Source organism: Pleurocapsa minor HA4230-MV1 (genome assembly GCA_019359095.1).
GTDB classification, from domain to species: domain Bacteria; phylum Cyanobacteriota; class Cyanobacteriia; order Cyanobacteriales; family Xenococcaceae; genus Waterburya; species Waterburya minor.
This window is the reverse complement of record JAHHHZ010000011.1, coordinates 55,716-78,184: the sequence shown is the minus strand read 5'-3', so window position 1 is coordinate 78,184 and position 22,469 is coordinate 55,716. Positions and strand designations below refer to the sequence as shown.

The window sequence follows — 22,469 nt, the reverse complement described above, 5'->3', positions numbered from 1 at the left end:
GCTCGCTTCCTCAGAAACAAAGCGATCGTCCTTTATTGTTATGATATCCAGAAAGTTTTCTCGATCTCACCGAAGAATATACCGATCCAATTCCAGGCTTATGATTCAAACAATGATTAAAAGAAAAGTATGGCTTTGCATATTTTGCTTGTCTTTATTAACGGTTAGCTATACAGGCAGTAATGCCAATACCATCAAGAGCGATCGAGACAGCCAAACTAATGTACCGAAGGAAGTCGTAACATCTAACACTGGTAACGAAAACGAATTACGCAGTCGTATTGAGCAAATCGCTCAGACTGCTCAAGGGCGTGTTGGGGCTACAGCTACAGTACTAGAAACTGGACAGTCGGTATTATTCCTTAACGAAAAGCAGCGATTTCCGATGCAAAGCGTTTATAAGTTTCCCATTGCAATGGCTGTGCTAGCTCAGGTCGATCGAGGAAAATTAAAACTAGATCAAAAAGTTCGTATTGAGGAAAGTGATGCTAACCCAGATAGTACAGTTCTTGAGCAGAATTCCCAAGGGAAAGAGTTTAGTCTAACTGAACTCTTGAAGTACGCGGTTTCTGAAAGTGACAACACATCTTCTGATGCGCTGTTACGACTCATTGGTGGGGGCAAGGTTGTGACACAGTATTTGCAAAGTCTTGGGGTAAATGAAATGGTTGTTGCAAATCCAGAGAAGGAGATACAGCAAGACAAAACATTGCAATTGCAGTATCGTAACTATGCAACACCTGATGCAGCTATCGTTTTATTACGCGCCTTACATGAAGGACAAGGGCTTTCAAAATCTAGTCAAGCCTTATTGCTGCAATTGATGACAGAAAGTTCTACAGGCCCAAAGCGGATTAAAGGATTGTTACCCGAAGGAACAGTTGTAGCGCATAAGACTGGTACATCAAGCACTGTTAATGGAGTGACGGCTGCAACCAATGATGCAGGACTCGTGACGCTACCGAATGGTCACCATTTAGCGATCGCAGTGTTTGTATCAGATGCTCAGGCTGATGAGGCAACCCGCGAAGCAGTAATCGCCAAGGTGTCTAAAGTGGCGTGGGATGAATTGAACAAATAGGCTTTGGTGAATGCCTAATGCTAAAAAGTTTAGAGACTGTTCGTAAAGTTAAGTTAGATGAAAAATAATAAGCGATCGTGTTTCTGGTGGTGCGATCGCTTTTTTTTAAAATTATCCATAAATATATTTATAAATAACTCTAATTTTCATTATTTGTATTTTAGATAAATGCGGTTTAGGATAAATTTATCGGGACAAAAAAAGATTTAACCCGAACCTAAAAAGCTTACCCTTACTTAAATACGAGGTTATTATGTCTCAGAAAGTTTTGCTGATATTAACCAGTCACGACACTCTTGGTAATACAAAAAAAGAAACAGGTTTTTATCTTCCAGAAGTTACTCACCCTGAAGCAGTATTCGATCGCGCAGGTTTAGAGGTTGTATATGTCAGTCCTCAAGGTGGTAAAGCACCTATGATTGGAATCGATCGCGAAGATCCAATTAATAAGGCATTTTTGGAAGATGTCCATAAAGTTACCAAAATCGAAAATACATTGCATCCCAGTCAAATAAATCCATCGGAATACGATGCCATCTTCTATGCTGGCGGACACGGTACGATGTGGGATTTTCCAGATAACCCAGAATTGGCTGAAATTACCACAGCAATTTACGATCGCGGTGGTATTGTCGGTGCTGTCTGTCACGGATCGGCAGGTTTAGTTAATCTTCAGCTTAGTAATGGTAGTTATCTAGTTGCAGGGAAAAAAATATCTTGTTTCACTAATGAAGAAGAAGCAGCAGTAGGTTTAACCGATGTTGTTCCCTTTTTACTCGAATCAAAGCTAATTGAGCGTGGTGCAACTATCGAAAAAGCAGCCAATTTTCAGAAAAAGGTAGTAACTAGCGATCGCCTGGTAACAGGACAAAATCCAGTCTCAGCAGCAGGTGTCGGCGAAGGAATGGTGAAGTTACTGAAAAAACTTTCAGCAAAAGTTGCTGCCTAAATTAAGCTCAATGAGACGATCGAACAGATGTGCCAAGCAAATTGGGTGAAAACTCAGTTTGATGCCAAAGACTTAATTTGGAATCATTAAGCTTATTGAGGCAGAAAGTTTTCATCTAAAACTTGTTCGAGACTATATAAGTTTTCTAGCATCTCCAAACCAGTTTTTAAACGAGCAATTTTGCTAGCTCTTTGATTAATAATTCCCCATCGGGCAATCAAATGATTTTTAAGATTGGTGCTAAGTTTGTTCAGAAGCTGATAGCGAAAAGAAGTTATTTCTGCCTGCCAATGGTTAATAGATTTATGTTCTGCTTTCCAGTACTGGCAATAAAATAAATGGGTCAATATATTTATTGCTAAACTTTCAACCGCGCTTTTTTCTCCCCTGACCAAACTTTCTAATTCCTCGATTAAGTTCTCAATATCTAGCTTCTCGAAAGTGCGATCGCGTAGTAATTGGGATTGTTCGATCAACCAGGCATCATATTCAGTATCGATATCTGAACTACTCATTTCCCAAATCCAATTACATCTTTCTAACTATTTTATCAGCATCGTTAGCTTTCACACAGAAGTTAAGAAATACATCACATCTAAGATACTTAATCAATCATTCAAACCATAACTAACAAAAGGAAAAATAAACATGAAACGTTCTATTTTCACTGGAATTTCACTGCTGGTAGTTGCGATCGCTAGTCCTTTAATGGATGAATTTGTAGGCTAGTATGCATTGATTTTGAGCGAATTCCAGTACCATAACCAATAACACCTTAAATTGGAGAATATTGAGTTATGAGTAACACTACAATCCCTCAAACAACCATTCGCCAAGCAACAGAATCAGATTTTGAGACAATGTTGCCCGTCTTTCTCTCAGCCATTACACCCGAAGAGAATTACGTTTTTACTACTAACGCCAGTCGTGAAGATATCTTTGCTTATTGGTTTGCACCGAATATTACCAGTTATGTTATCGAGGTAGAGCAAACTATTGCAGGTATGGCAAAACTAACTCCTAATTTTCGAGAACTTGGTTCTCACGTAGCCAACCTCTGCATGGTAATCGATTCTACTTATCAACATCAAGGTATCGGTAAAACTCTTGCTCAATATTGTTTAGAACAAGCAAAGCAACAAGGCTATCAAGCAGTGCAATTAAATTTAGTTGTCAGTACTAACAAAAGTGCGATCGCGATGTGGCAAAAATTGGGTTTCTCGATTATTGGCACTAGCCCCAAAGCTTTTAAACATAAACAATTCGGCTATGTAGATATCAACATAATGCATCGATTTCTAAGGGACTAAATTCTTCGGGTAGGTAGAGGAAAGGCGATCGATAAAAACAATTTTTTCAAACTTAAATTATTGGAGAAAGATTATGGATCGTCGCACTTTTATCGCAACTGCCCTAGTATCGGGGGCTTCCGTATCAGCTTACGGGTTATTTAATCAAAAGTTTCCTGCTAATGCTAAACAACCAACATTTATCAGTGCGCAAGCATCTGAACAACCAGTCGTTTTAATTACAGGTACGAGTTCGGGTATTGGTAAAGCTAGTGCGATCGCTTTTGCTCGTCAAGGCTATCATGTTATTGCAACCATGAGACGACTTAAGGCGTTGCTGAATCAAGGTATGATTTTTAACTTTTTCAGTTGATGATCAAAATTTAAAAAAGCTAATAGCTAATAGCTGATAGCTAAAAGCTACGAACAGATTACTTTTCGGTTTCATACTTCAAATCAGCAACGCCAGATTATCGTTTCACTGTTCCACCTCAAACCTTAGAAAGATTGCAACAAGATGAATCACTCGTCGATTCGGCTGATATTAGCAAATTTTTCCGTAATTTTGTCGCCAAGTGGACTCCAGAGCGAGATTTAACCTTTGTACAACTTCGTTCTCGTCTTGCCCAAAGTGCCGAATATCCTCGCTGGACTCGTGTGATGGCGCGAACTTGGCAAATGATTTATCGAGAACCAATTCGCTATGAATTATCTTCACTAACTCAACCAACGTTATTAGTAATTGGCTTAGAAGATCGAATTGCCCTCGGACGAATCTATGTTAGTCCAGAAGTGGGAAAAACAATCGGCAATTTCCCTGAATTAGGGCGTTTTGCAGCCAAAACTATTCCCAATACCACGTTAGTAGAGTTGTCGGGAATTGGTCATATTCCCCATCATGAAGTCCCAGAACAGTTTGAACAAGCTGTCCTCAACTTTCTCACTCAATAAAAACCTCGAAATAATATCTAATAAAACAATGTTAAAACAAAAATGGTTCTTAAAAAGTTCAGTCGCTTTGTTACTGTTTGTAACACCCCTTACCCTCACTGCTCAAAAGCTAATAGCATCGACTGATAATACTCAAACCCAATCTGTCTCAGCATCCCAAACCCCACAAGTAGGACAACTGGAAGTAGTCTCACAATTGAATATTACCCCAGGAAACGTTACTGCATCAAAAGATGGACGAATATTTGCTAGTGTTCACGGAATGCGACGCGGATCGGCACAATTAATTGAAATTCAACCAGGTAGTAATAATTGGCAACCATTTCCTAATGCTGCATGGAATGGCAAGCCTGGAAGTAGTAATAATGTTCTAAATTCGGCTCATGGTGTGGCGATCGATTCACAAGATAGACTTTGGGTAATCGATCATGGTAATTGGATGCCTAACGGTGTTGAACCCACAAGACCTAAGTTAGTTGCTTTCGATATTAACACTCGCGAAATGGTCTATCGTTATGATTTTCCCGAATCTGCAAAAGGGACTATCATGCAAGACTTAGCTGTAGATGGAGAACGAGGTTTTGTATATATTGCCGATTGTGGTAGCAATCCTGCCATCGTCGTAGTCGATACCAATAACAATACCTCAAGACGTTTTGAAAATCATCCTTCATTACAAGCAGAAAATATAGACGCGATCGTTGAAGGACAACAATTATTATTTCCCAACTCCGAAGGCAAAATGCAACCAGCTAGAGTACCTGTCAATCCCATTACTTTATCAGCAGACGGGGAAACTCTTTATTTCGGGGCAATGAATGGAGAAACTTGGTATTCTGCCTCGGCTGGATTATTTAGAGAAGGGGCAAGCGATCGCACTATTGGTGCAGCAATTAAAGAAGTAGGACAAAAACCCGTTTCTGATGGTGTTAGTACCGATGCCCAAGGAAATCACTTTATTACCAATTTAAAAGATAATGCGATCGATAAACTTTCTGCTAGTGGTAAATTAACCCGTTTAGTACAAGATGATCGCCTCTTGTGGGCAGATAATGTTAGATTTGGTAACGATTCTTGGCTGTATATTGCTGTCAATCAATTACATCGCAATCCTATTTTTACAGGTAAACCCGACGCTGGCAAACCTCCCTACTATATTATGAGGGTTTGGACGGGTACTCAAGGACAGCCAGGAAGATAAAGTTCATTAAACACAGACACGGCATACTGCCTCAATGCATCATAGAAAAAGATCTATGTACCTGCGATCGCACTTAACTAAAAACTATTTGAAATGCGATCGCTAGAGCTTAAAACTCGATCGCCGAAAAATTAGACTTAAAAATTAATTCCTATAGATCCAAGCAAACTTTTTAATATATGAGGGGCTTGCCAGAATAAATAGCCGATTGCGCCGAAAAGTAGGACATTGATAGCAGTCAAAGCGTAACCAATTCCTAGTAGTAATCCGTCAGCTTCTAGAGTGGCTACGGCTAAAGTTAGAATTGCTATTGCTGGAATTGTATTGGTAAAAGGAATAAAAGAAATAGGCAAAGATAAGAACATAGCAAGGCAGGCAATACAAAGTCCGTTAAGTCTCCAAACGTAAGGATTGTCAGTAATTTTGGGAATGCGAGGGCGAACAAATTTTGTTAGTAAATTAGTAATTTTTTTGAGGCTTTTTAATAATTGCGAACTAAACTTAGGAGGAAACTTAAATAGATAAATTTTTCTGGGCAACCAAAGTTTACGTATTCCCAAAGCCATTTGCAACCCGATTAAAATGCAGCCAAATCCTGAAATAGTTGACAATCCAGGTGGCATGACAGGAGACAAAAACGGTAGCGCTAATAAAACAATCAGCACACTAAAACCGCGTTCGGAAGTTTGAGCTAAAATATCGCCAATGGTTAAAGGCTGATTGGCTAGACGTTTAAGAAGCGTTTCAATGTCCTGGGAAAATCTAAGCTGCATAAAGTAAGTACTAGAGATAATTTATTAAAACTAATTAACTATAGTTTAAACTTTGAATAATCACCAAAAAACTGTTCCGTATATAAAAAAAGCGATCGCACTACTGCACACTGAAGGCGATTGATCGCAGCCCACAAATGTGCGTCCATTCAAATTATTCATAAACTAAATGCTTATCGAAAAGTACGCTACAGTTCTGATCCTTGAATGTAATGTTTAAGCACGTTATGGAATAAAGATTTGCTTCGCACCTCGAAAATTATTAATATCAAGTACAATTTCAACCAGACTTTCTACACACCGATCTCGATATTGGGAGTCGTTTATTAGGCGATCGGCATTAGCGATCGTGATTATAGGCAAAGATGTTGAGGTGTTTTCTTCACGCATAACCTGTTCAAGTGAATCTGCTCCTTTCATGCTGCGATTGGCTGTGAGCAGAATCATTTGATTTTTTTGAGCTAATCGCCAAACAACCCTGTCATCGCTGTCAATCGGTAACTCTATTTGCGCAAAATTAACAAACCGAATCGGAACAATATCAAGCCACCCTTGGCTAGCAATAGCACCAAAGAAAACTAGAGCATGACCTTGAAGATTGTGGTCGGTCAAAAAAATCATACTTTGGATTTGCGCTTTGCCTTAGCTGACCGAAGTTTCTCCCAAGCGACTTCGGTTCCAGGTTTGGGAGGTTGTGCTGCAATTCGAGCAAACAGTTCGCGATTTTGTTCTTCATAGTATTTTTGAAGTTCCTCAGATTCTTTGAGAACTTGCTGATACTCAGCCTCTACCTCTACACGATTAGTTTCAATATAAGCTAAAGCAGTATTAATTTGAGCTTCTGTAAGATCGAATAATCCTTGAATAAATTTGGGCGGATATTGAGCCGTTACATAATCCATGACATCGTAGAGGGTAATACGTGTACCTGAGATTGTCAGCCCTCGTTCTGTACGAATGATTATCGCCTGTCCATTTGATGCTAAAGTCATACCCATAGCTCCTTAAACTCTATCTTTAATAATACTTCGGTACAAAATAAATTAAGCAGGGCGATCGCGAAGCGTAGGCTAAGCCTAATCGCACTAATCCACTCTGAAGGCGATAAATGTGCCTCAATCTAATTTGCTGTAGATAATTGAGAGAAAATAAACTGCTGTTGATAGTTTCTCAAAATGGAAACGTCATAATCTGATTAATCCATTCCTCAGCCACAGATGCTTCCCAAACTAAGATAATTGCATCAATTGCTTCACCAATCGGCAGATTCTGAGAAAGAATTAGAACGCCAGAACTACTATAAGAGGTGATGAATTGACCAAACATGGTCGGCATAGTTCTGCGATCATGGGTAACCAATACTCTGCCATCCTGTGCTGCAAGTGCTAAAACTTCTAAATCTTTTACTCCCTCTAATCCTGCGTCATTAGCCGAGCGAAAGTCCAGATTTGGCTCTCTACGAATTACCGTCGCTTTGGGTTTAAAGCCTTGTCCTTCTAGGACAACTTCTCGATAGCTTTTAGCCGTTAGCTATTAGCTATTAGCTTCAATCAATTCTCAAGTCTCAAGATTAGTCTAATTGCGTATTGTGAACAGACTTCTTCAAGCTAAAAGCTAAGAGCTAAAAGCTAAGAGCTTGAATCACCGACCGTTCACGGCGGTGAGCAGTCAATCCCCTCACAATTGCTTGCCTGAGATCAGCATCAGCCTGAAATCGAATTACTGTCATACTGAACTCTGTTTTTGAGCTTGAGCCACTTTTAATTTTTGATATAGTAAAGAATTTTTCTCCTTACAAGATTCTTTCAATCGTTGAAACTCAGCTTCTCCTGCTTCTAAATAGGCATCTACAAACTCTCGATTAGCAAGGTAAAACGCGATCGCACCATAAACTTGCTCCAGGGAAAGCAATGGAAAATTTTGGGCAATACTTTCAGGAGACTCTCCATCTAAGAATGAATAAACAACTGAATCTAACGAAATACGGGTTCCTGCGACCCAATACCCTCCCTCTCGTTGCTCAATATATGACTTTGCTGGTATAGGAGTTAATGCCATAAATATGCCCTTCTGTTACTCATCGTAAAATTCTAGACCAAACCACCGATAGTCTGCTAGCGTCTTCGGTAAAATTTAAGTCTTTACTTTTTGTTCATCGATGAACAGCACTTATATTTTAATAATTTGATGCAAGAAAGCGATCGCACTTAACTAAAAACTATAAATGCGATCGCTTTTGTTTAACTTAAGCAGCGTCATTATCGTGGGCAAAGCGATTATAGAGAAAATCTAGGGCATGGTTGCGTAAGTCATAATATTCTGGTTGTTCCATAATTTGATCTCGACTGCGAGGACGAGGAAAATCAATGTTCATCACTTCCCCAATCCCAGCAGCAGGGCCATTAGTCATCATGACTAGCTTATCTGCTAAAAACAGGGCTTCATCAATATCGTGAGTGATCATCAAGACTGTGCAGCGATGATCGTTCCAGATTTTGAGTAGTTCTTCTTGTAATTCTTCTTTGGTGATGGCATCTAATGCCCCAAAAGGTTCGTCTAAAATAAGGACTTCGGGACGAATAGCTAAGGCACGAGCAATGGAAACCCGTTGTTTCATCCCCCCAGAAATTTGGGTAGGTGTTTTATCCTCTGCTTCGCTTAAACCTACCATTGCCAGATGTTCTCGGACAATAGCGCGTTTTTCCCGTTCGGGTTTGTTGGGATGGACAGCATCTACTGCTAGATAGACATTATTAAATACAGATTCCCAAGGCAAAAGAGCATAGTTTTGAAATACTACCATGCGATCGGGGCCAGGTTCGGTAATTCTTTTTCCTCCTACTGTGACTAAACCATCAGTAGGTGTGGCAAAACCAGACACCATATTTAATAGAGTAGATTTCCCGCAACCAGAGTGACCAATGACGCAGATAAATTCTCCTTGGTTAACGCTTAAGTTAACATTTTCTAAAACGGTATAAGAGCCTGTTGGAGTAGGATAGACTTTCGAGACACCTTCGATGCTGACAAAAGAAGATTTGGGGATCGAATGGGTTTGTAATTCTAAAACTTGTTGATTAGAAGCTTGCATAAGTAAAAAGGGGTGAAGTTTGAATGATTAAGGATGAAAGATGAATGAAAAAATTACGTTCTTCGGTATTCTTAATTCTTAATTCCTCGTTGAAGATATCGCTCCGCACTTTTAATTATTATTAAATCATTAAATTGGAACTAGTTAAACTAAATGGTAAGGTGGGGTGTGCCTCGCCCTACTTAGGCTGCAACGAAACTTGGCGAAGCTAAATGAACTTCGGCGATGGTAAAGTTGCGTTCGATACCTAAATGATTGAGATAGCCAATAGGATCTTCAGCATCAAAGGCAACATCATCAAATAGCTGAATGGGACTACGACGATATTTAAGATCGCCTAATTCTAGTTCTCTGCTAGCAGTACTAAAAGTACCGACGCGACAGACTCGCTCAAGGATTTCCACCCAGTTACGAGGAAAAGGAATATGTCCCCAACGCGCCATCTGGGTCATCATCCAGAGGTGTTCGGTACGACTGGGGCGATTCAAACCATCACCAAAAAACATATGGTGAGCATATTCGACGTGTTTATCTAAATTACAACTGTAATTACTCGGTTCTCCCAGTTGGATGTATTCCTCTTTGGTGGCTAAATAATTACGGCTCGCTAGAATCTCTCTAATTTCTTGGTGATTCTTGGTATCAGCACAATAACGACCAGCTTCTAATAAGGCTTTAACTAGTGCCACATGGGTATTCGGATAACGATTTGCCCAATCTTCTCTAACACCTAAAACCTTACCTGGATGTCCCTGCCAAATTTCCATGTCTGTGGCAACGGTAAAGCCATGTCCTTCCATAGCTGCACGGAGGTTCCAAGGTTCTCCTACGCAATAGCCGTCAATTGTGCCTGCTTTTAAATCGGCTACCATTTGCGCTGGCGGAATGGTTTTTAGTTCGACATCCTTATCAGGATCGATGCCCCCTGCTGCTAACCAATAGCGTAATAAGATATTGTGCATTGAGGAAGGATGAACCATACCCAGAGTATGTTTTTCCCCATCTAAAGCTAGTAACTTCTGTTTGTATTGGGCAGCCGTAATTACCCCCTGTTCATAAAATTTCTGTGCCAAAGTAATCCCGTTTCCATTACGAGTCATGGTTAAAGCGGTGACTGTGGGTACAGGTCGGTCTTGATTTCCCCCTGCGGTTAACCAGGTGGGCATTCCTGCGGGCATTTGAGCAGCATCGAGATAGCCACCTTCAATACCATCAACAATACCGCGCCAGCTAGTTTCTCTCGCTAAACTAACTTCGTCCAAACCGTGTTTAGCAAAAAAGCCTTTTTCCATAGCTACAGCTACAGGTGCGCAAGCAGTTAAAGGAACAAAACCTAGCTCTAAGTTGACTTTTTCTAAGCCATGACGGGCAATAACAGCCGTTTTTTTGGCGCGGATTTTTTTGATTCGTTTTTGTTGATTGAGGAAATAAATAATTTCACTGCGCAGACTGTAGTAACTGGGATGGTTGACTACTTGCATCCGTTTGCGAGGACGAGGAATATCTACATCTAAAATACCGCCGATTTTTGAGCTAGGACCATTAGTCAGCATGACAATTTTATCGGATAACAACACGGCTTCATCCACATCGTGAGTTACCATCACCGAAGTAATCTGATACTGTTCACATATCTGCATTAACTGTTCTTGCAGATTACCTCTGGTTAAGGCATCTAATGCTCCAAAAGGTTCGTCTAAAAGCAAGAGTTTGGGACGAATCGCTAAAGCACGGGCGATCGCAACTCGTTGTTTCATACCTCCTGATAGTTGTCCTGGCAGTTTATCTTTGGCATGGCTTAAGCCTACTAGGTTAATATGTTCTTCGACTATTGATTTGCGTTCTGATTTGGAGCTATTGCCCATCACTTCATCTACCGCCAAACCAATATTTTGTTTTACCGTTAGCCAGGGTAGAAGGGAGTAGTTTTGGAAAATCACCATGCGATCGGGGCCTGGTTCTTGAATGCGTTGTCCTTCTAGGGTGACAATGCCCTCAGTGGGTAAATCTAAACCCGCAATCATATTTAACAGTGTGGATTTACCACAACCAGAGTGACCGATTAAGGAGATAAAATCACCTTTTTTAATCTGTAAATCGATACCTTTAAGGGCGATGTATTCTCCACCACCGGTTAAGGGGAATACTTTGTCTATTTGATCTACTGCAACAAATACGCTCATTTTTTTTAAGTAGTAGGTAGTGGGTAGTGGGTAATGGGTAATGGGTAATGGGTAATTTGAACCTCTCAACCTAAAACCCAGAACCTTCTGACTTTTGACTTTTGACTTTTGCCTTCTTGATGCAGTCCTAAAGGATACACCTTCGGATATCGCTCATGGGGCTTGCACCGCTTAGTTGGGTGGAAACCCCCAAGACCGCGCTGCATCGCTTTTGACTTTAATTAGATTGTGGTGCGATTAATTTTTGGATATAGGCGATCGCCCGATCTAAAATTAAACCAACTGCACCGATATAGATAACTGCCAAGATGATTTCACTGATATAGTTCTGTTGGTAAGCATCCCAGATGAAGAAACCGATACCGACAATACCTGACATCACGATTTCGGCGGCGATAATTGCTAACCAAGCTAGACCAATCCCAATTCTCAAGCCAGTGAAGATGTAGGGTAAGGCAGAAGGAAAGAGGATTTTGAAGAAGAATTTTTGATTGGATAGTTTTAAAACTCGTTTGACGTTGAGATAATCTTGAGGGATTTGTTTAACGCCTTCAGTAGTATTAATCAGAATAGGCCAAACTGAAGTAATAAAGATGACGAAAATCGCTGCTGGTTGGTTTTGTTGTAGGGCTACTAAGGCAATAGGAACCCAAGCTAGCGGTGCAACCATCCGTAAGAATTGGAAAATCGGGTCTAGGGCTTTGTCCAAGAGCGGATTTAGTCCGACTAAAATACCTACGCCGATACCAACAATTGCAGCCAGAGAATAACCTTGGGCGACTCGACCTAAACTTGCCATTGTCTGCCAAAACAAACCTTTATCTAAACCACCGCGATCGTAAAAAGGATAGAGCAATAAGTTTCTAGTTCTTTCATCTGTCCATAAGCTGCTAGGTCCTGGTAATCTCATTCCTGGTAACGTAGCTGCCACTTCCCAGACAATTAAAAAGCCCAAAATACCTATTATAGGTGGCAAAATATTGTGTTTATTTTTCTGCCAAAAACTGGCGATCTCATTACTGTTTTTTCTTTTATTTATTCTCGGTGTACTTACTGCCATGATGTTTATTGCTCCTTTAATATTTATGTAGGCTGTGTAATATATAGGTGCAGGGGTTGCGCCTTGACTAAACCTTTTTAATGTCTAAGCTATTTAAATAAGCTTCTGGATTTTCGGGGTCAAACTTTTTACCATCAAAAAATGTTTCGATACCTCTTGATGTACTCTGAGGAATAGCATCGGTAAATCCTGCCTCTTTAGCTGCTTCTTTCCATAAATCTTCTCGATTGACGCGATCTATAATCTGTCTAGCTGTATCGATATCGTCGAGCTTACCTTTATGAAAACCCCAACGAATGCCTTCGGTTAAGAACCAAAGATCGTGACTTTTATAGGGATAAGAAACACTACCAATCCCATCTTTCCAAAACAACGGACCCATCATTTTATCTTTGATATCTGGTTTGCCATCGCCCATTTTGTATTCCCCTAAGTAGGGAGGTCGAATGATATCAGGAGGAACATTCAAGTAGTTTCTACCCGATACAATAGCAATTACCGCTTCGATATTAGCAGGGTCATCGATCCATTGTTGCGCTTCCATCACTCCTTTTAACAAAGCTTTGGTAGCTTTGGGATTCTTATCAACCCAATCTGCCCGAATTGCTAAATATTCTTCGGGGTGAAATTTCCAAATCTGGGCGGTTAAAGCTGACATGAACCCGATATCGTCAGTGACGATGCGATAGGGCCAAGGATCGCCTGTACTAAACGCATCCATCGATCCGTTCCGCATCCCCTGTACTGTTTCCGCTGACGGTACTGCCAAAAGATCGATATCCTTATCTGGGTCGACACCCCCAGCAGCAAACCAATAACGAATCCAAAAATCTTGGTTAACTTGAGGGAAAGTATGGGCAGCTTTAAATTTTCTGCCTTGGCTTTGGGCATAACCTTTAACATAGTCCGCTGCACTAGAAATATCTAAACCCAGTCCCTTGCCTTGGTTTTTACTAGAGGTCGCAATCCCATTACCATGAGTACTTAGTTGCGCCAATAAATACATCGGCAGTTTATTACCATTGGTAATAATTCCTTCACTAATTAGATGAGGCATGGGCATTTGCCATTGACCCCCATCAATACCACCACCTTCAGAACCAATGATGACGTTATCCCTGGCTGATGCCCAGCTTGCCTGTTTGGATACATTGACTTCGGTCATACCATACTTAGCAAAGAAGCCTTTTTCCTGGGCAATAATTAAAGCTGTAGACTCGAGGATCGGAATATAACCTAAAACTACTTTAGTAGTTTCAGGGGTTGTTTCAGGACTAAGATCGACTGGTTTAGCTTGTTCTGTAGCTGCCTCTCCCCCTGGTTCAGGAGGATTGCCCAAACAACCATTAAGTAGTACAGCACCAGCAGCCGAGGCTCCTGCGGTATATAAAAATTTTCTTCGAGAAAATCGATCCATAAAATCTCCTAGCAGTTGATACGTATTCTTTCGCTGCCACTTAAGTTCAATTGCGATAGAGAAAACAAAGGTTATAAATAGCTTTTAATTTAAACTATAGATAAAAATAAATTCTGATTTGAAAACCATTGCCTTTAATCTATAAAAGTAATAATACTAGAAAGTTGACTAAGAGTACAGGATTTATAATTAGAATTTATAATTAGAATCTCCACAATTTCTTATTAATTAGATTTATAGTAGTCTTCAACAACTCGATAAGGCATGTTCAGCTGGGCTTGTACGCCTCTTAGAAACGCGATCGCTTCTCTGGTTCAATTCGATAGACTACGCTTATGATTAGCTAGTTCTTAACTTTTAAAGTTTCCTGTCAAGCAGAATATCCGAAGGTGTATACCACAGGCGTATATCTAAAGATGTATCCTTTAGGATGGGGTATATCCAAAAATGTATTTTTTAGGACAAAGGTATATCCGAAAGTGTATGGGAAACCGTTTGCTCCAAAAGACAACGTGCTTTTGCGCAATGTGAGCTGCATGTTCTACTCAACCGAACGCTGTAAGCAATAAATAAAATCATTGCTCATTGTTTTATGTCTATCTTGCTAATTGAAAAAGTTCTATATAACTATATTTGAATAGATAAAAAAAATTTACTTGTATTCAAAACTAAAGCAAAATATTCAATCAAGTATTTAACTGAGTATTTGTACTTAAAAAAAATCTTAATTCAGCTTAATTAAGCTAAGAATAAAACTATTTTTCAGATTCTTAGCCATAATGCAAGCTAATAATCTGGCGAATTGCTTACTGTTGTAGTTCTAAATATTGATGTTGATCTATGAATTACTTATGTTTTTGTCAATTTATACAGCTGTAAAGGCTTTAAGATAAATTTATAAGTTTAGCTAATCAATGTTGTAAAAAATAAATATTTTACAAAATAGTAAATTACGCGTAAACATAAAGAAAGAAAGCAAAAAGCATTTTTCAAATTAAAAAGAATAAATTAATTAATTCAGATAAGTGAATAGATAACGAGGTAAAAAATCTATCCTTCTGAAAATAATTGAGCTTAAAAGATTGAAATCTATCTATCAAAAATAAACCTAATTAATCAGGAGTAACTGACTGATGGTTGCACTCACACACACCAATAAAACAACTCAATCAACAACAAGATTAACTCTACAAACTGTAGAAATTGCTGCAAATACTACTGCTATTCGCTGTCTTGACTGGGATCGCGATCGCTTTGATATTGAATTTGGCTTACAAAACGGCACAACCTATAATTCTTTTATCATTCAGGGTGAGAAACTAGCTTTAGTTGATACTGCTCACGCTAAGTTTCGTCAGCTTTATCTAAAGTTATTAACAGGCTTAATCGATCCAGCCCAACTTGATTATTTAATTATTAGCCATACCGAACCCGATCATAGTGGTTTAGTCAAAGATATTTTGGCATTAGCACCCCAGGTTACAGTAGTTGGAGCAAAGGTGGCGATTAAGTTCTTAACTGACATGGTGCATCAATCTTTTGAACACATAATTGTCAAAAATGGCGATCGCCTGGATTTAGGCAATGGACATGAACTAGAATTTGTTTCCGCCCCTAATTTACACTGGCCCGATACGATTTTTACCTACGATTACAAAACCCAAGTTCTTTATACTTGCGATGCCTTTGGTCTGCACTATTGCGATGAACCGACTTTTGATGAAGATTTAGAACTGATTGAGGCAGACTTTGAATACTACTACGACTGTTTGATGAAACCTAATGCCCGTTCGGTTTTAGCCGCGATCAAACGAATGGAAAAACTGGAACTAGAGACAATCGCCACAGGACATGGCCCTTTACTACAACACCATCGCGCCGAATTAGTTAATCGCTATCAGCAATGGAGTCAAGCACAAACCAAAACGGAAACTTTGGTAGCAGTATTTTACTCGGAAGACTATGGTTACAGTGAAGATTTAGCTAGAGCGATCGCTCAGGGAATTCTCAAAACAGGAGTAGCAGTCGAATTAATCGACTGGAATAATACCGAACCCCAAGAAGTAAGGGAATTAGTCACCCAAGCAGCAGGACTAGTTATAGGTATGCCATCTCAAGGCGATCGAGAAGCCCATACTATACTCAGTACGATCCTAGCAGCAGCCCACAGTAAACAATCAATTGGCTTATTTGAAGCTGGTGGGGGCGAAGATGAACCGATTTATCCTCTACGTAATAAATTTCAGGAAACTGGTCTAATCGAAGCTTTTGAGCCAATTATTATCAAACGCTCCCCCTCTCAAAAAACTAAACAACTTTGTGATGAAGCGGGTACAGATTTAGGACAGTGGTTAACTCGCGATCGCACTGTTAAACAGATCAAAGCCATCGATAGCAGTCTAGAAAAAGCCTTGGGCAGAATCAGCAATGGTTTATATATTATTACCGCTACTAAAGGAGAGATCCAGAGTGCAATGGTAGCATCTTGGGTCACACAGGCTAGTTTAACTCCCTTGGGAATTGCGATCGCTGTAGCCAAAGATCGGGCGATCGAGTCTTTTATGCAGATTGGCGATCGCTTTGTGTTAAATGTTTTAGCAGAAGGAAATTACCAACATCTAATTAGACATTTTCTCAAGCGTTTCCCCCCTGGTGCAGATCGATTTGAAGACATCCCAACCGTACCTGCTAATAATGGTTCGCCGATTCTTGCCGAATCCTTAGCTTACATTGAATGCGAAGTTAGTAACCGCTTGGAATGTAGCGATCACTGGATTATTTATAGCACCGTGCAAGCGGGCAGAGTAGCCAAGCTAGATGTTTTGACTGCCGTTCATCATCGCAAGGTGGGGAATCATTATTGATTACTGATTACTGATTACTGATTACTAATGACTGATAACCGATTACTAATTAAAAAATTCCTTTTGTAATGCAAAAACTTAGTAACACACCTTCAACTCCCTGGTACAAATGGCTAAATCATGGCGGAGTGATTAAAATTTTGGAATTTATCCAAGACTTTATTGTTATCTCTCTTTGTATTGGGTTATTCAGCTTCATGACGCTTCAGTTACGAGAGATGTTTGTGTCTCTGCTACCGCCTTTAAACTTTACGGAAGTTACGGCTGATATTCTGTTTTTGCTGATTTTAGTGGAATTATTCCGCTTACTAATCATTTACCTGCAAGAACGTCGAGTTTCTATTGGCGTTGCCGTGGAAGTCTGCATTGTTTCAGTTTTGCGTGAAATTATTGTTAAGGGAATTTTAGACATTCCCTGGACTCAGATATTAGCCACGGGTTCTTTTTTGTTAGTTTTATCAGTTTTGTTAGTAGTAAGAGTTTGGCTACCTCCCACCTTTGAAGGTGTCGATCCTGAACAAAAAATATCCGAACGATATAAACAAAAACTAACAAACCACAACTAACAAACCATCTGTGTTCATCTGCGGACAAACAATTACCCATTACCCATTACCCATTACCCATTAACCATTACCCACTACCCACTACCCACTACCCATTAACCATTACCCACTACCCACTACCCATTAACCATCATGAAACAAGCAAACATCAAACCAACCCCCGCAAAACAAAGAGACGTTCAAATAGCAGATATTGCCCCAAATACACAGGTATTGCGATCGCGTACTTGGGAAAGATTAAAATTTGAAGTGGAATATTCTCGTCAAAAAGGTACGACTTCCAATTCTTATCTAATTCAAGCTGATAAAACGGCGTTGATCGATCCGCCAGGACAATCTTTTACGCAAATTTATCTGGAAACTTTAGCACAGCACCTAGACTGGCAAAAATTAGATTATATTATCTTGCAGCATGTCAATCCCAATCGTTTGGCAACAGTGCAACTACTAGCAGGATACGCACCCCAGGCGCAAATCATCTGTGCTAAACCAGCGGTTAACGCCCTCAAGGGGGCTTTGATTTTTCCTCAACGACAAGCTCAAATTCGAGTAGTCAGGGATAATGATGTTTTAGATTTGGGACAAGGGCATCAATTACAGTTTCTCAGTACCACTACTCCCCGTTGGGTAGATGGATTATGTACCTACGATCCTCAAAGCAAAATTCTTTATACCGATAAATTTTTTGGGGCGCATTTTTGCGATGAATCCATCTTTGACGATAACTGGAAACAATTAGATTTAGACCGTCGTTTCTATTTTGACTGTCTCCATGCTACCCAAACCAAACAATTAGAAGCTGCTTTAGCTAAATTTGCGCCTTTGCCCAGCAAAATCTATGCGCCTGCTCACGGTTCGTTGATTAAATATAGCCTTAGTCGTTTTAGCTATGATTATCAGCAGTGGTGTCAACAACAAACTAGCAAAAAATTTCAGGTAGTTCTACTGTACGCTTCGGCTTATGGTAACACCGCCACCATTGCTAGTGCGATCGCTCATGGTTTGGTACAGTCGGGAGTAGCGGTAGAATCAATTAACTGCGAACTGGCATCAACGGAAGAAATTACCACAGCGATTCAAGCCTGTGATGGTTTTATCATTGGTTCGCCGACATTGGGTGGTCATGCCCCAACTCAAATTCAAACAGCATTAGGCATCGTCTTAGCCAGCGCAGCCAAAACTAAACTAGCAGGGGTATTTGGTTCATATGGTTGGAGTGGTGAAGCGATCGACGTATTAGCCAATAAACTAAAAGATGCCCACTATAATTTCGGGTTTGAACCAATTCGGGTTCGTTTTACGCCCACCGCTGCTGTGTTAAAAGAATGTATTCAAGCAGGCAAAGAATTTACGCAAAAATTGCAGAAAACTAAAAGATTGCGTACTCCTCGTCAGGCAGTGACAGAAACTCAAATCGATCGCACTGAACAAGCAGTTGGTAGAATTGTTGGTTCCCTCTGTGTTCTAACTACCCATACTGATAATGTTCATCGTGGTTTCCTCACTTCTTGGGTATCCCAAGCCACTTTTAATCCTCCTGGGGTAATGATTGCCATCCCTCAAGAACAAAATGGCGAACATAGCGATTTAATTAGTCATCCTGGGGATAAATTTGTTCTGAATATCCTCAATGAAGGTAGAACTGTCAGGAGAAACTTTGACGCGCGCCCCCGTGTCGCCGAAAAGAGCAAGACAACAGGCGAATTTGACGAGCAAAGTACCGATTCCTTTGGTAATTTGACTACTAAACCTGCTAGTAATGGTTGTTTAATTATTGAAGATGCCTTGGCTCATCTTGAATGTACTGTCCAGAGTTACTTAGAAACTGGCGATCGCACTTTGATTTATGCGGTAGCTGAGCAAGGGGAAATACAAGAGAGTAATGGGATTACAGCAATTCAACATCGTAAATCAGGAAGTCATTATTAACCATGAGAAAATAATACAAGTAGGGGCGATTCGCGAATCGCCCCTACTACTAGGCATTGTAGCTTTGAATTATTTCTGGTGTTAACTTACGTAAAATCGGAATAGCGCGATCGCCAAATCCACCAATATTATCAACTAGTAATAGATATTTATTAGCATCCAGGTATTCTCGGTAGGAAAAAGTATCTCCTGCCGTACTAGTAGCCCAACCAGCACCACCACCGACAAAAACGCTACCCATAGCACCACCAATCGCCCCTAAGATTCCGCCGACGATATGATTACCAGGATCTCCCGCCCAATCGAGGTTATGTAATCCTGTAATTAAATTAAAAATATACCCGCCAATAAAACCAAATGGGATCAGCCAGTACGCCATAAAAATTGCTTTTTTTCGCGCCTGCTCCTTAGAATCATATAGTCCCACTTCGTCAGCGCTTTTGTAGCCTCGTCCAGCGATCTTCATTTTACTCAGGGGAATACCAGCTTTTTCTAACGCTGTGTAAGCTTCTTCCGCCTGAAAGCGATCGGGTAATACAGCAATTAGATAATTCATTGATTAACTCGCAACTAAACCAAACAGATTACATTGTTTAAGATCCTATCGTAGAGAAACATTTGATTTTCGTTACTTAACAAGAATTGACGATGACACTGATTACATTTAAACCTTTAAGATCAAGTCCGCTTAATTACTTTTAATAAAATCTCGCATTGCTGGATCGATGTATAATTCAACTATTTTCGCTATGCAAGCAAATCAACTAAAAAGCTTAGAGCTTAGAGCTACGTACAGATTACTCTGCGGTTTCACGTTGTACCCTTGTGGTATACTTCAAATCAGCAACGCCTAAAATCTTAGCGTCTTAGCGTCTTTGCGACGCGAAGCTAGTGCTAAAGCACTTGTCTCGCATAGTTGGAGATACCGCTTCGCATATCCTTTAGGGCGCGAGTTTTAATTGGATATGATTAGACCTTTTAACTAGCCACAAAATTAGCAGGATTTTGATCATAACGGTGTCTAACTGGCAGAGGTTCGGGTTGAGCATCGCCTACCAAAGCAGCCGTCTGTTCTAATGCTGTACGTAATCGTTTAGCAGCATAAATTGACATATCTCTCGGCACATTAATTCTGTCTCTGAGATAGCGCAAAGCTACATCTGAACCTAATGGTGGAGTGATGATTTCTCCCGTCATCATGTTAGTCAAAGCACAGCGTAAAGCTCGATCGAACAATTGCTCATCAGCAGGATTGGCTTTTAGGATATTGGTTTTATGTTTAATTACCCGTTGCAAAGCTTCCTCGCGTGAGTTGGCGGGTTCGGGATAACTGACATCAGGTAATTCAAACCAATCACCGCGATCGACTTTCTCTTGATTAATTAAGGCTTGAGGCTCACCGTTGCCATAACATCCGCCCATTTGTGGGGGTAAGTCATGAACATGGGTGTGGAAATCGCTTTGAGTACCGCGATAGGTTGCTCGTGTTTCCATAGCGTCAAACCATGCTGCTAAACCAGAATTTTCTGACCTTAAAGAATAACCTTTGTAGTAGTAGAGACTGGCGTTCATCCGCTCGACATAGGGAGTAAAGATGACATCAGCAGTACTAAATTCCTCTAAGAAATATGCTCCAGGAGTAGCCGCTAAGGCTTCTTCTACCATCGCTACAACTTCAATAAATTGCTGGCGGTTTTTCTGCTCTTGTCCAGGAAAAAATGCCCGCTCGCACAACCAACCACACCAAGCTCTAAATAATAGTCGTTCTAACCTTCTGCGGGTTAACACCTGCTCGTCTTGCATTCCCCGATACAGAACACCGAAAACCTTTTCTAAAGCCAGAAGAATATCATCGCTCTCGGTAATAATTTGCCCATCCAACTCCACCGCTGGTAGCATTCCCGAAGGAACTTTTTGCTTATACCAGCTCTCTTTTTTGCCATAGCAAAACATGGTTACCTTCTCGATGCGGTAAGGAACTTGCTTTTCTTCTAGCCAGAGCCAAATCTTCTGACAGTAAGGACACCAGGCATGATTATCCCGAAACAGAGTTACCCGCACATCTGCTTCAGTTTGACCAAATAAACGGAGGGTAGCTTGAGAGTTAGTCTTGCCGTTCACAGGATCGATCGCAAAGTTAGTCAGTTCTGCTAATTTTTGCCAAGAAAGGGGTTCAGTTGTCATAAAAATTTTTAATTTTTAATTAATTTATGATCGAGAAAGTAAGTATTTATATTTATATCAAGTTTGTAATGATAGCTTAAAATAAAATTCTCCCTAAATCCCTACAATCCCTAATATCCAAACTATTCAACCGATTAAATATGTTTAGAGTAGATCGATCTGGTCATGGCAAATAGAAGCTAACAGGTTATCTAAGGTAGCAATAATAGCCAGCCTGTACTGTCTGTATTTTATTTACCACTTATTTAAAACTCCCCAGGTAGGATTTGAACCTACGACCAATCGATTAACAGTCGACCGCTCTGCCACTGAGCTACTGAGGATTGCTGCATTAGCACTAAATAATAATAGCGAATGCCTCTGCACTTGGCAAGTATTTCTCGAAAACTAATTTTAACGAGATTTAATTAAGGGAGCGATATCTTAAACTAGCAAGCGCGATCGCCCCTTCCCCAATCGCTGCTATAAGTCATACAGCAACGCGATCGCTGGTAATTATTCCCCCAGTTCGATTACAGTTTTAGAGATCGGCTTTAGTTTTGCTTGGGCATATAAAGAGTAAGAGCCTTGATTAGATTGAGACGGGGAATACTCTTGAGGCAGCTTAATTTTAGGCAATTTGACATCTTGTTGTAGCCATTTTATTTCCCGTTCGATCAGCTCATTTCCTGACTCAAAGAATTGGCGAGACTGATTTAATTCATTAAAATTTAATTCCTTAAAATTGAGAGTAGGTTCGGCGGAAGCTGAATTTGAGGTAATAGTAATAGACATAGCTAGCGCGCTTAAACCAGTTAAAGCTGTTGCCACCATATAGCGATACATCATCTTTGCTCCTACGTCTGACTGATTAAATCCATACTATCGAAATAAAATTCAAAAAAGCTAAGAAGCTCACAGCTATAGTCGTACAAAGTTAGATTAGGACAAT

22 protein-coding genes and 1 tRNA gene are annotated in these 22,469 nt (G+C 40.2%); 9 read left to right on the top strand and 14 right to left on the bottom strand.

Annotated elements, in window-relative coordinates:
* Window positions 1-112 precede the first annotated feature (112 nt).
* Both bla and KME09_02770 read left to right on the top strand, forming a co-directional pair.
* Window positions 113-1,081, top strand: a complete 969-nt coding sequence (bla, locus tag KME09_02775; protein ID MBW4532837.1) for a class A beta-lactamase — start codon at window positions 113-115, stop codon at window positions 1,079-1,081.
* Window positions 1,082-1,334: 253 nt separating this feature from the next.
* A complete protein-coding gene (locus KME09_02770; protein ID MBW4532836.1) occupies window positions 1,335-2,030 on the top strand; it encodes a type 1 glutamine amidotransferase domain-containing protein in 696 nt (231 codons plus the stop codon).
* 92 nt (window positions 2,031-2,122) lie between these two features.
* Here the strand turns inward: KME09_02770 and KME09_02765 are convergent, their stop codons facing one another.
* Window positions 2,123-2,545 carry a DUF29 domain-containing protein gene (locus KME09_02765; protein MBW4532835.1) on the bottom strand — a complete coding sequence of 141 codons (423 nt, stop codon included), beginning with the start codon at window positions 2,543-2,545 and terminating at the stop codon, window positions 2,123-2,125.
* 282 nt (window positions 2,546-2,827) lie between these two features.
* Between KME09_02765 and KME09_02760 the strand changes: the two genes are divergently transcribed.
* The 4 genes from KME09_02760 to KME09_02745 all read left to right on the top strand — a co-directional run bounded on the left by KME09_02760 (window position 2,828) and on the right by KME09_02745 (window position 5,471).
* Complete coding sequence (locus KME09_02760) at window positions 2,828-3,340, top strand: GNAT family N-acetyltransferase (GenBank protein MBW4532834.1); 513 nt, start codon at window positions 2,828-2,830, stop codon at window positions 3,338-3,340.
* 73 nt (window positions 3,341-3,413) lie between these two features.
* Window positions 3,414-3,692, top strand: a complete 279-nt coding sequence (locus tag KME09_02755; GenBank protein ID MBW4532833.1) for an SDR family NAD(P)-dependent oxidoreductase — start codon at window positions 3,414-3,416, stop codon at window positions 3,690-3,692.
* Window positions 3,693-3,826: 134 nt separating this feature from the next.
* Window positions 3,827-4,270: an alpha/beta hydrolase gene (locus KME09_02750; protein ID MBW4532832.1), complete on the top strand. Its 444-nt coding sequence runs from the start codon at window positions 3,827-3,829 to the stop codon at window positions 4,268-4,270.
* Between the two features lie 28 nt (window positions 4,271-4,298).
* Entirely contained in the window at window positions 4,299-5,471 is a 1,173-nt protein-coding gene (locus KME09_02745) for a hypothetical protein (protein MBW4532831.1), read from the top strand.
* A 137-nt stretch (window positions 5,472-5,608) separates the two neighbouring features.
* Here KME09_02745 and KME09_02740 read toward each other — a convergent pair whose 3' ends face one another.
* The 9 genes from KME09_02740 to KME09_02700 all read right to left on the bottom strand — a co-directional run bounded on the left by KME09_02740 (window position 5,609) and on the right by KME09_02700 (window position 13,995).
* On the bottom strand, window positions 5,609-6,244 hold the full coding sequence (locus KME09_02740; GenBank protein ID MBW4532830.1) for an exopolysaccharide biosynthesis protein: 636 nt from the start codon (window positions 6,242-6,244) through the stop codon (window positions 5,609-5,611).
* A gap of 225 nt (window positions 6,245-6,469) precedes the next feature.
* Entirely contained in the window at window positions 6,470-6,865 is a 396-nt protein-coding gene (locus KME09_02735) for an ACP S-malonyltransferase (protein MBW4532829.1), read from the bottom strand.
* A complete protein-coding gene (locus tag KME09_02730; GenBank protein ID MBW4532828.1) occupies window positions 6,862-7,236 on the bottom strand; it encodes a DUF433 domain-containing protein in 375 nt (124 codons plus the stop codon). Before KME09_02730 ends, KME09_02735 begins: the two co-directional genes overlap by 4 nt.
* A 178-nt stretch (window positions 7,237-7,414) precedes the next feature.
* Entirely contained in the window at window positions 7,415-7,708 is a 294-nt protein-coding gene (locus KME09_02725; GenBank protein ID MBW4532827.1) for a DUF5615 family PIN-like protein, read from the bottom strand.
* Window positions 7,709-7,969: 261 nt separating this feature from the next.
* On the bottom strand, window positions 7,970-8,302 hold the full coding sequence (locus KME09_02720; protein ID MBW4532826.1) for a DUF433 domain-containing protein: 333 nt from the start codon (window positions 8,300-8,302) through the stop codon (window positions 7,970-7,972).
* Window positions 8,303-8,489: 187 nt separating this feature from the next.
* Window positions 8,490-9,335: a nitrate ABC transporter ATP-binding protein gene (locus KME09_02715; GenBank protein ID MBW4532825.1), complete on the bottom strand. Its 846-nt coding sequence runs from the start codon at window positions 9,333-9,335 to the stop codon at window positions 8,490-8,492.
* Window positions 9,336-9,517: 182 nt separating this feature from the next.
* Window positions 9,518-11,518, bottom strand: a complete 2,001-nt coding sequence (locus tag KME09_02710) for a nitrate ABC transporter ATP-binding protein (protein MBW4532824.1) — start codon at window positions 11,516-11,518, stop codon at window positions 9,518-9,520.
* A 217-nt stretch (window positions 11,519-11,735) separates the two neighbouring features.
* Window positions 11,736-12,578: a nitrate ABC transporter permease gene (gene ntrB, locus KME09_02705; protein MBW4532823.1), complete on the bottom strand. Its 843-nt coding sequence runs from the start codon at window positions 12,576-12,578 to the stop codon at window positions 11,736-11,738.
* Window positions 12,579-12,645: 67 nt separating this feature from the next.
* Window positions 12,646-13,995, bottom strand: a complete 1,350-nt coding sequence (locus tag KME09_02700) for an ABC transporter substrate-binding protein (GenBank protein MBW4532822.1) — start codon at window positions 13,993-13,995, stop codon at window positions 12,646-12,648.
* 1,133 nt (window positions 13,996-15,128) lie between these two features.
* On the opposite strand from KME09_02700, the gene KME09_02695 reads away from it, so the two are divergent.
* From KME09_02695 to KME09_02685, 3 genes are all read left to right on the top strand, one after another.
* A complete protein-coding gene (locus KME09_02695) occupies window positions 15,129-16,859 on the top strand; it encodes a diflavin flavoprotein (GenBank protein ID MBW4532821.1) in 1,731 nt (576 codons plus the stop codon).
* A gap of 68 nt (window positions 16,860-16,927) precedes the next feature.
* On the top strand, window positions 16,928-17,425 hold the full coding sequence (locus tag KME09_02690) for a phosphate-starvation-inducible PsiE family protein (GenBank protein MBW4532820.1): 498 nt from the start codon (window positions 16,928-16,930) through the stop codon (window positions 17,423-17,425).
* 132 nt (window positions 17,426-17,557) lie between these two features.
* Window positions 17,558-19,354, top strand: coding sequence for a diflavin flavoprotein (locus tag KME09_02685; GenBank protein ID MBW4532819.1), 1,797 nt, complete (start codon window positions 17,558-17,560; stop codon window positions 19,352-19,354).
* Between the two features lie 49 nt (window positions 19,355-19,403).
* Here the strand turns inward: KME09_02685 and KME09_02680 are convergent, their stop codons facing one another.
* From KME09_02680 to KME09_02665, 4 genes are all read right to left on the bottom strand, one after another.
* Window positions 19,404-19,910 (bottom strand): hypothetical protein, encoded by a 507-nt coding sequence (locus KME09_02680; GenBank protein MBW4532818.1) that lies wholly within the window; start codon window positions 19,908-19,910, stop codon window positions 19,404-19,406.
* Window positions 19,911-20,332: 422 nt separating this feature from the next.
* Window positions 20,333-21,538: a glutathione S-transferase gene (locus tag KME09_02675; GenBank protein ID MBW4532817.1), complete on the bottom strand. Its 1,206-nt coding sequence runs from the start codon at window positions 21,536-21,538 to the stop codon at window positions 20,333-20,335.
* Between the two features lie 251 nt (window positions 21,539-21,789).
* Window positions 21,790-21,861: transfer RNA gene (locus KME09_02670), tRNA-Asn, on the bottom strand.
* Window positions 21,862-22,033: 172 nt separating this feature from the next.
* A complete protein-coding gene (locus tag KME09_02665) occupies window positions 22,034-22,366 on the bottom strand; it encodes a hypothetical protein (protein ID MBW4532816.1) in 333 nt (110 codons plus the stop codon).
* Window positions 22,367-22,469: the final 103 nt, after the last annotated feature.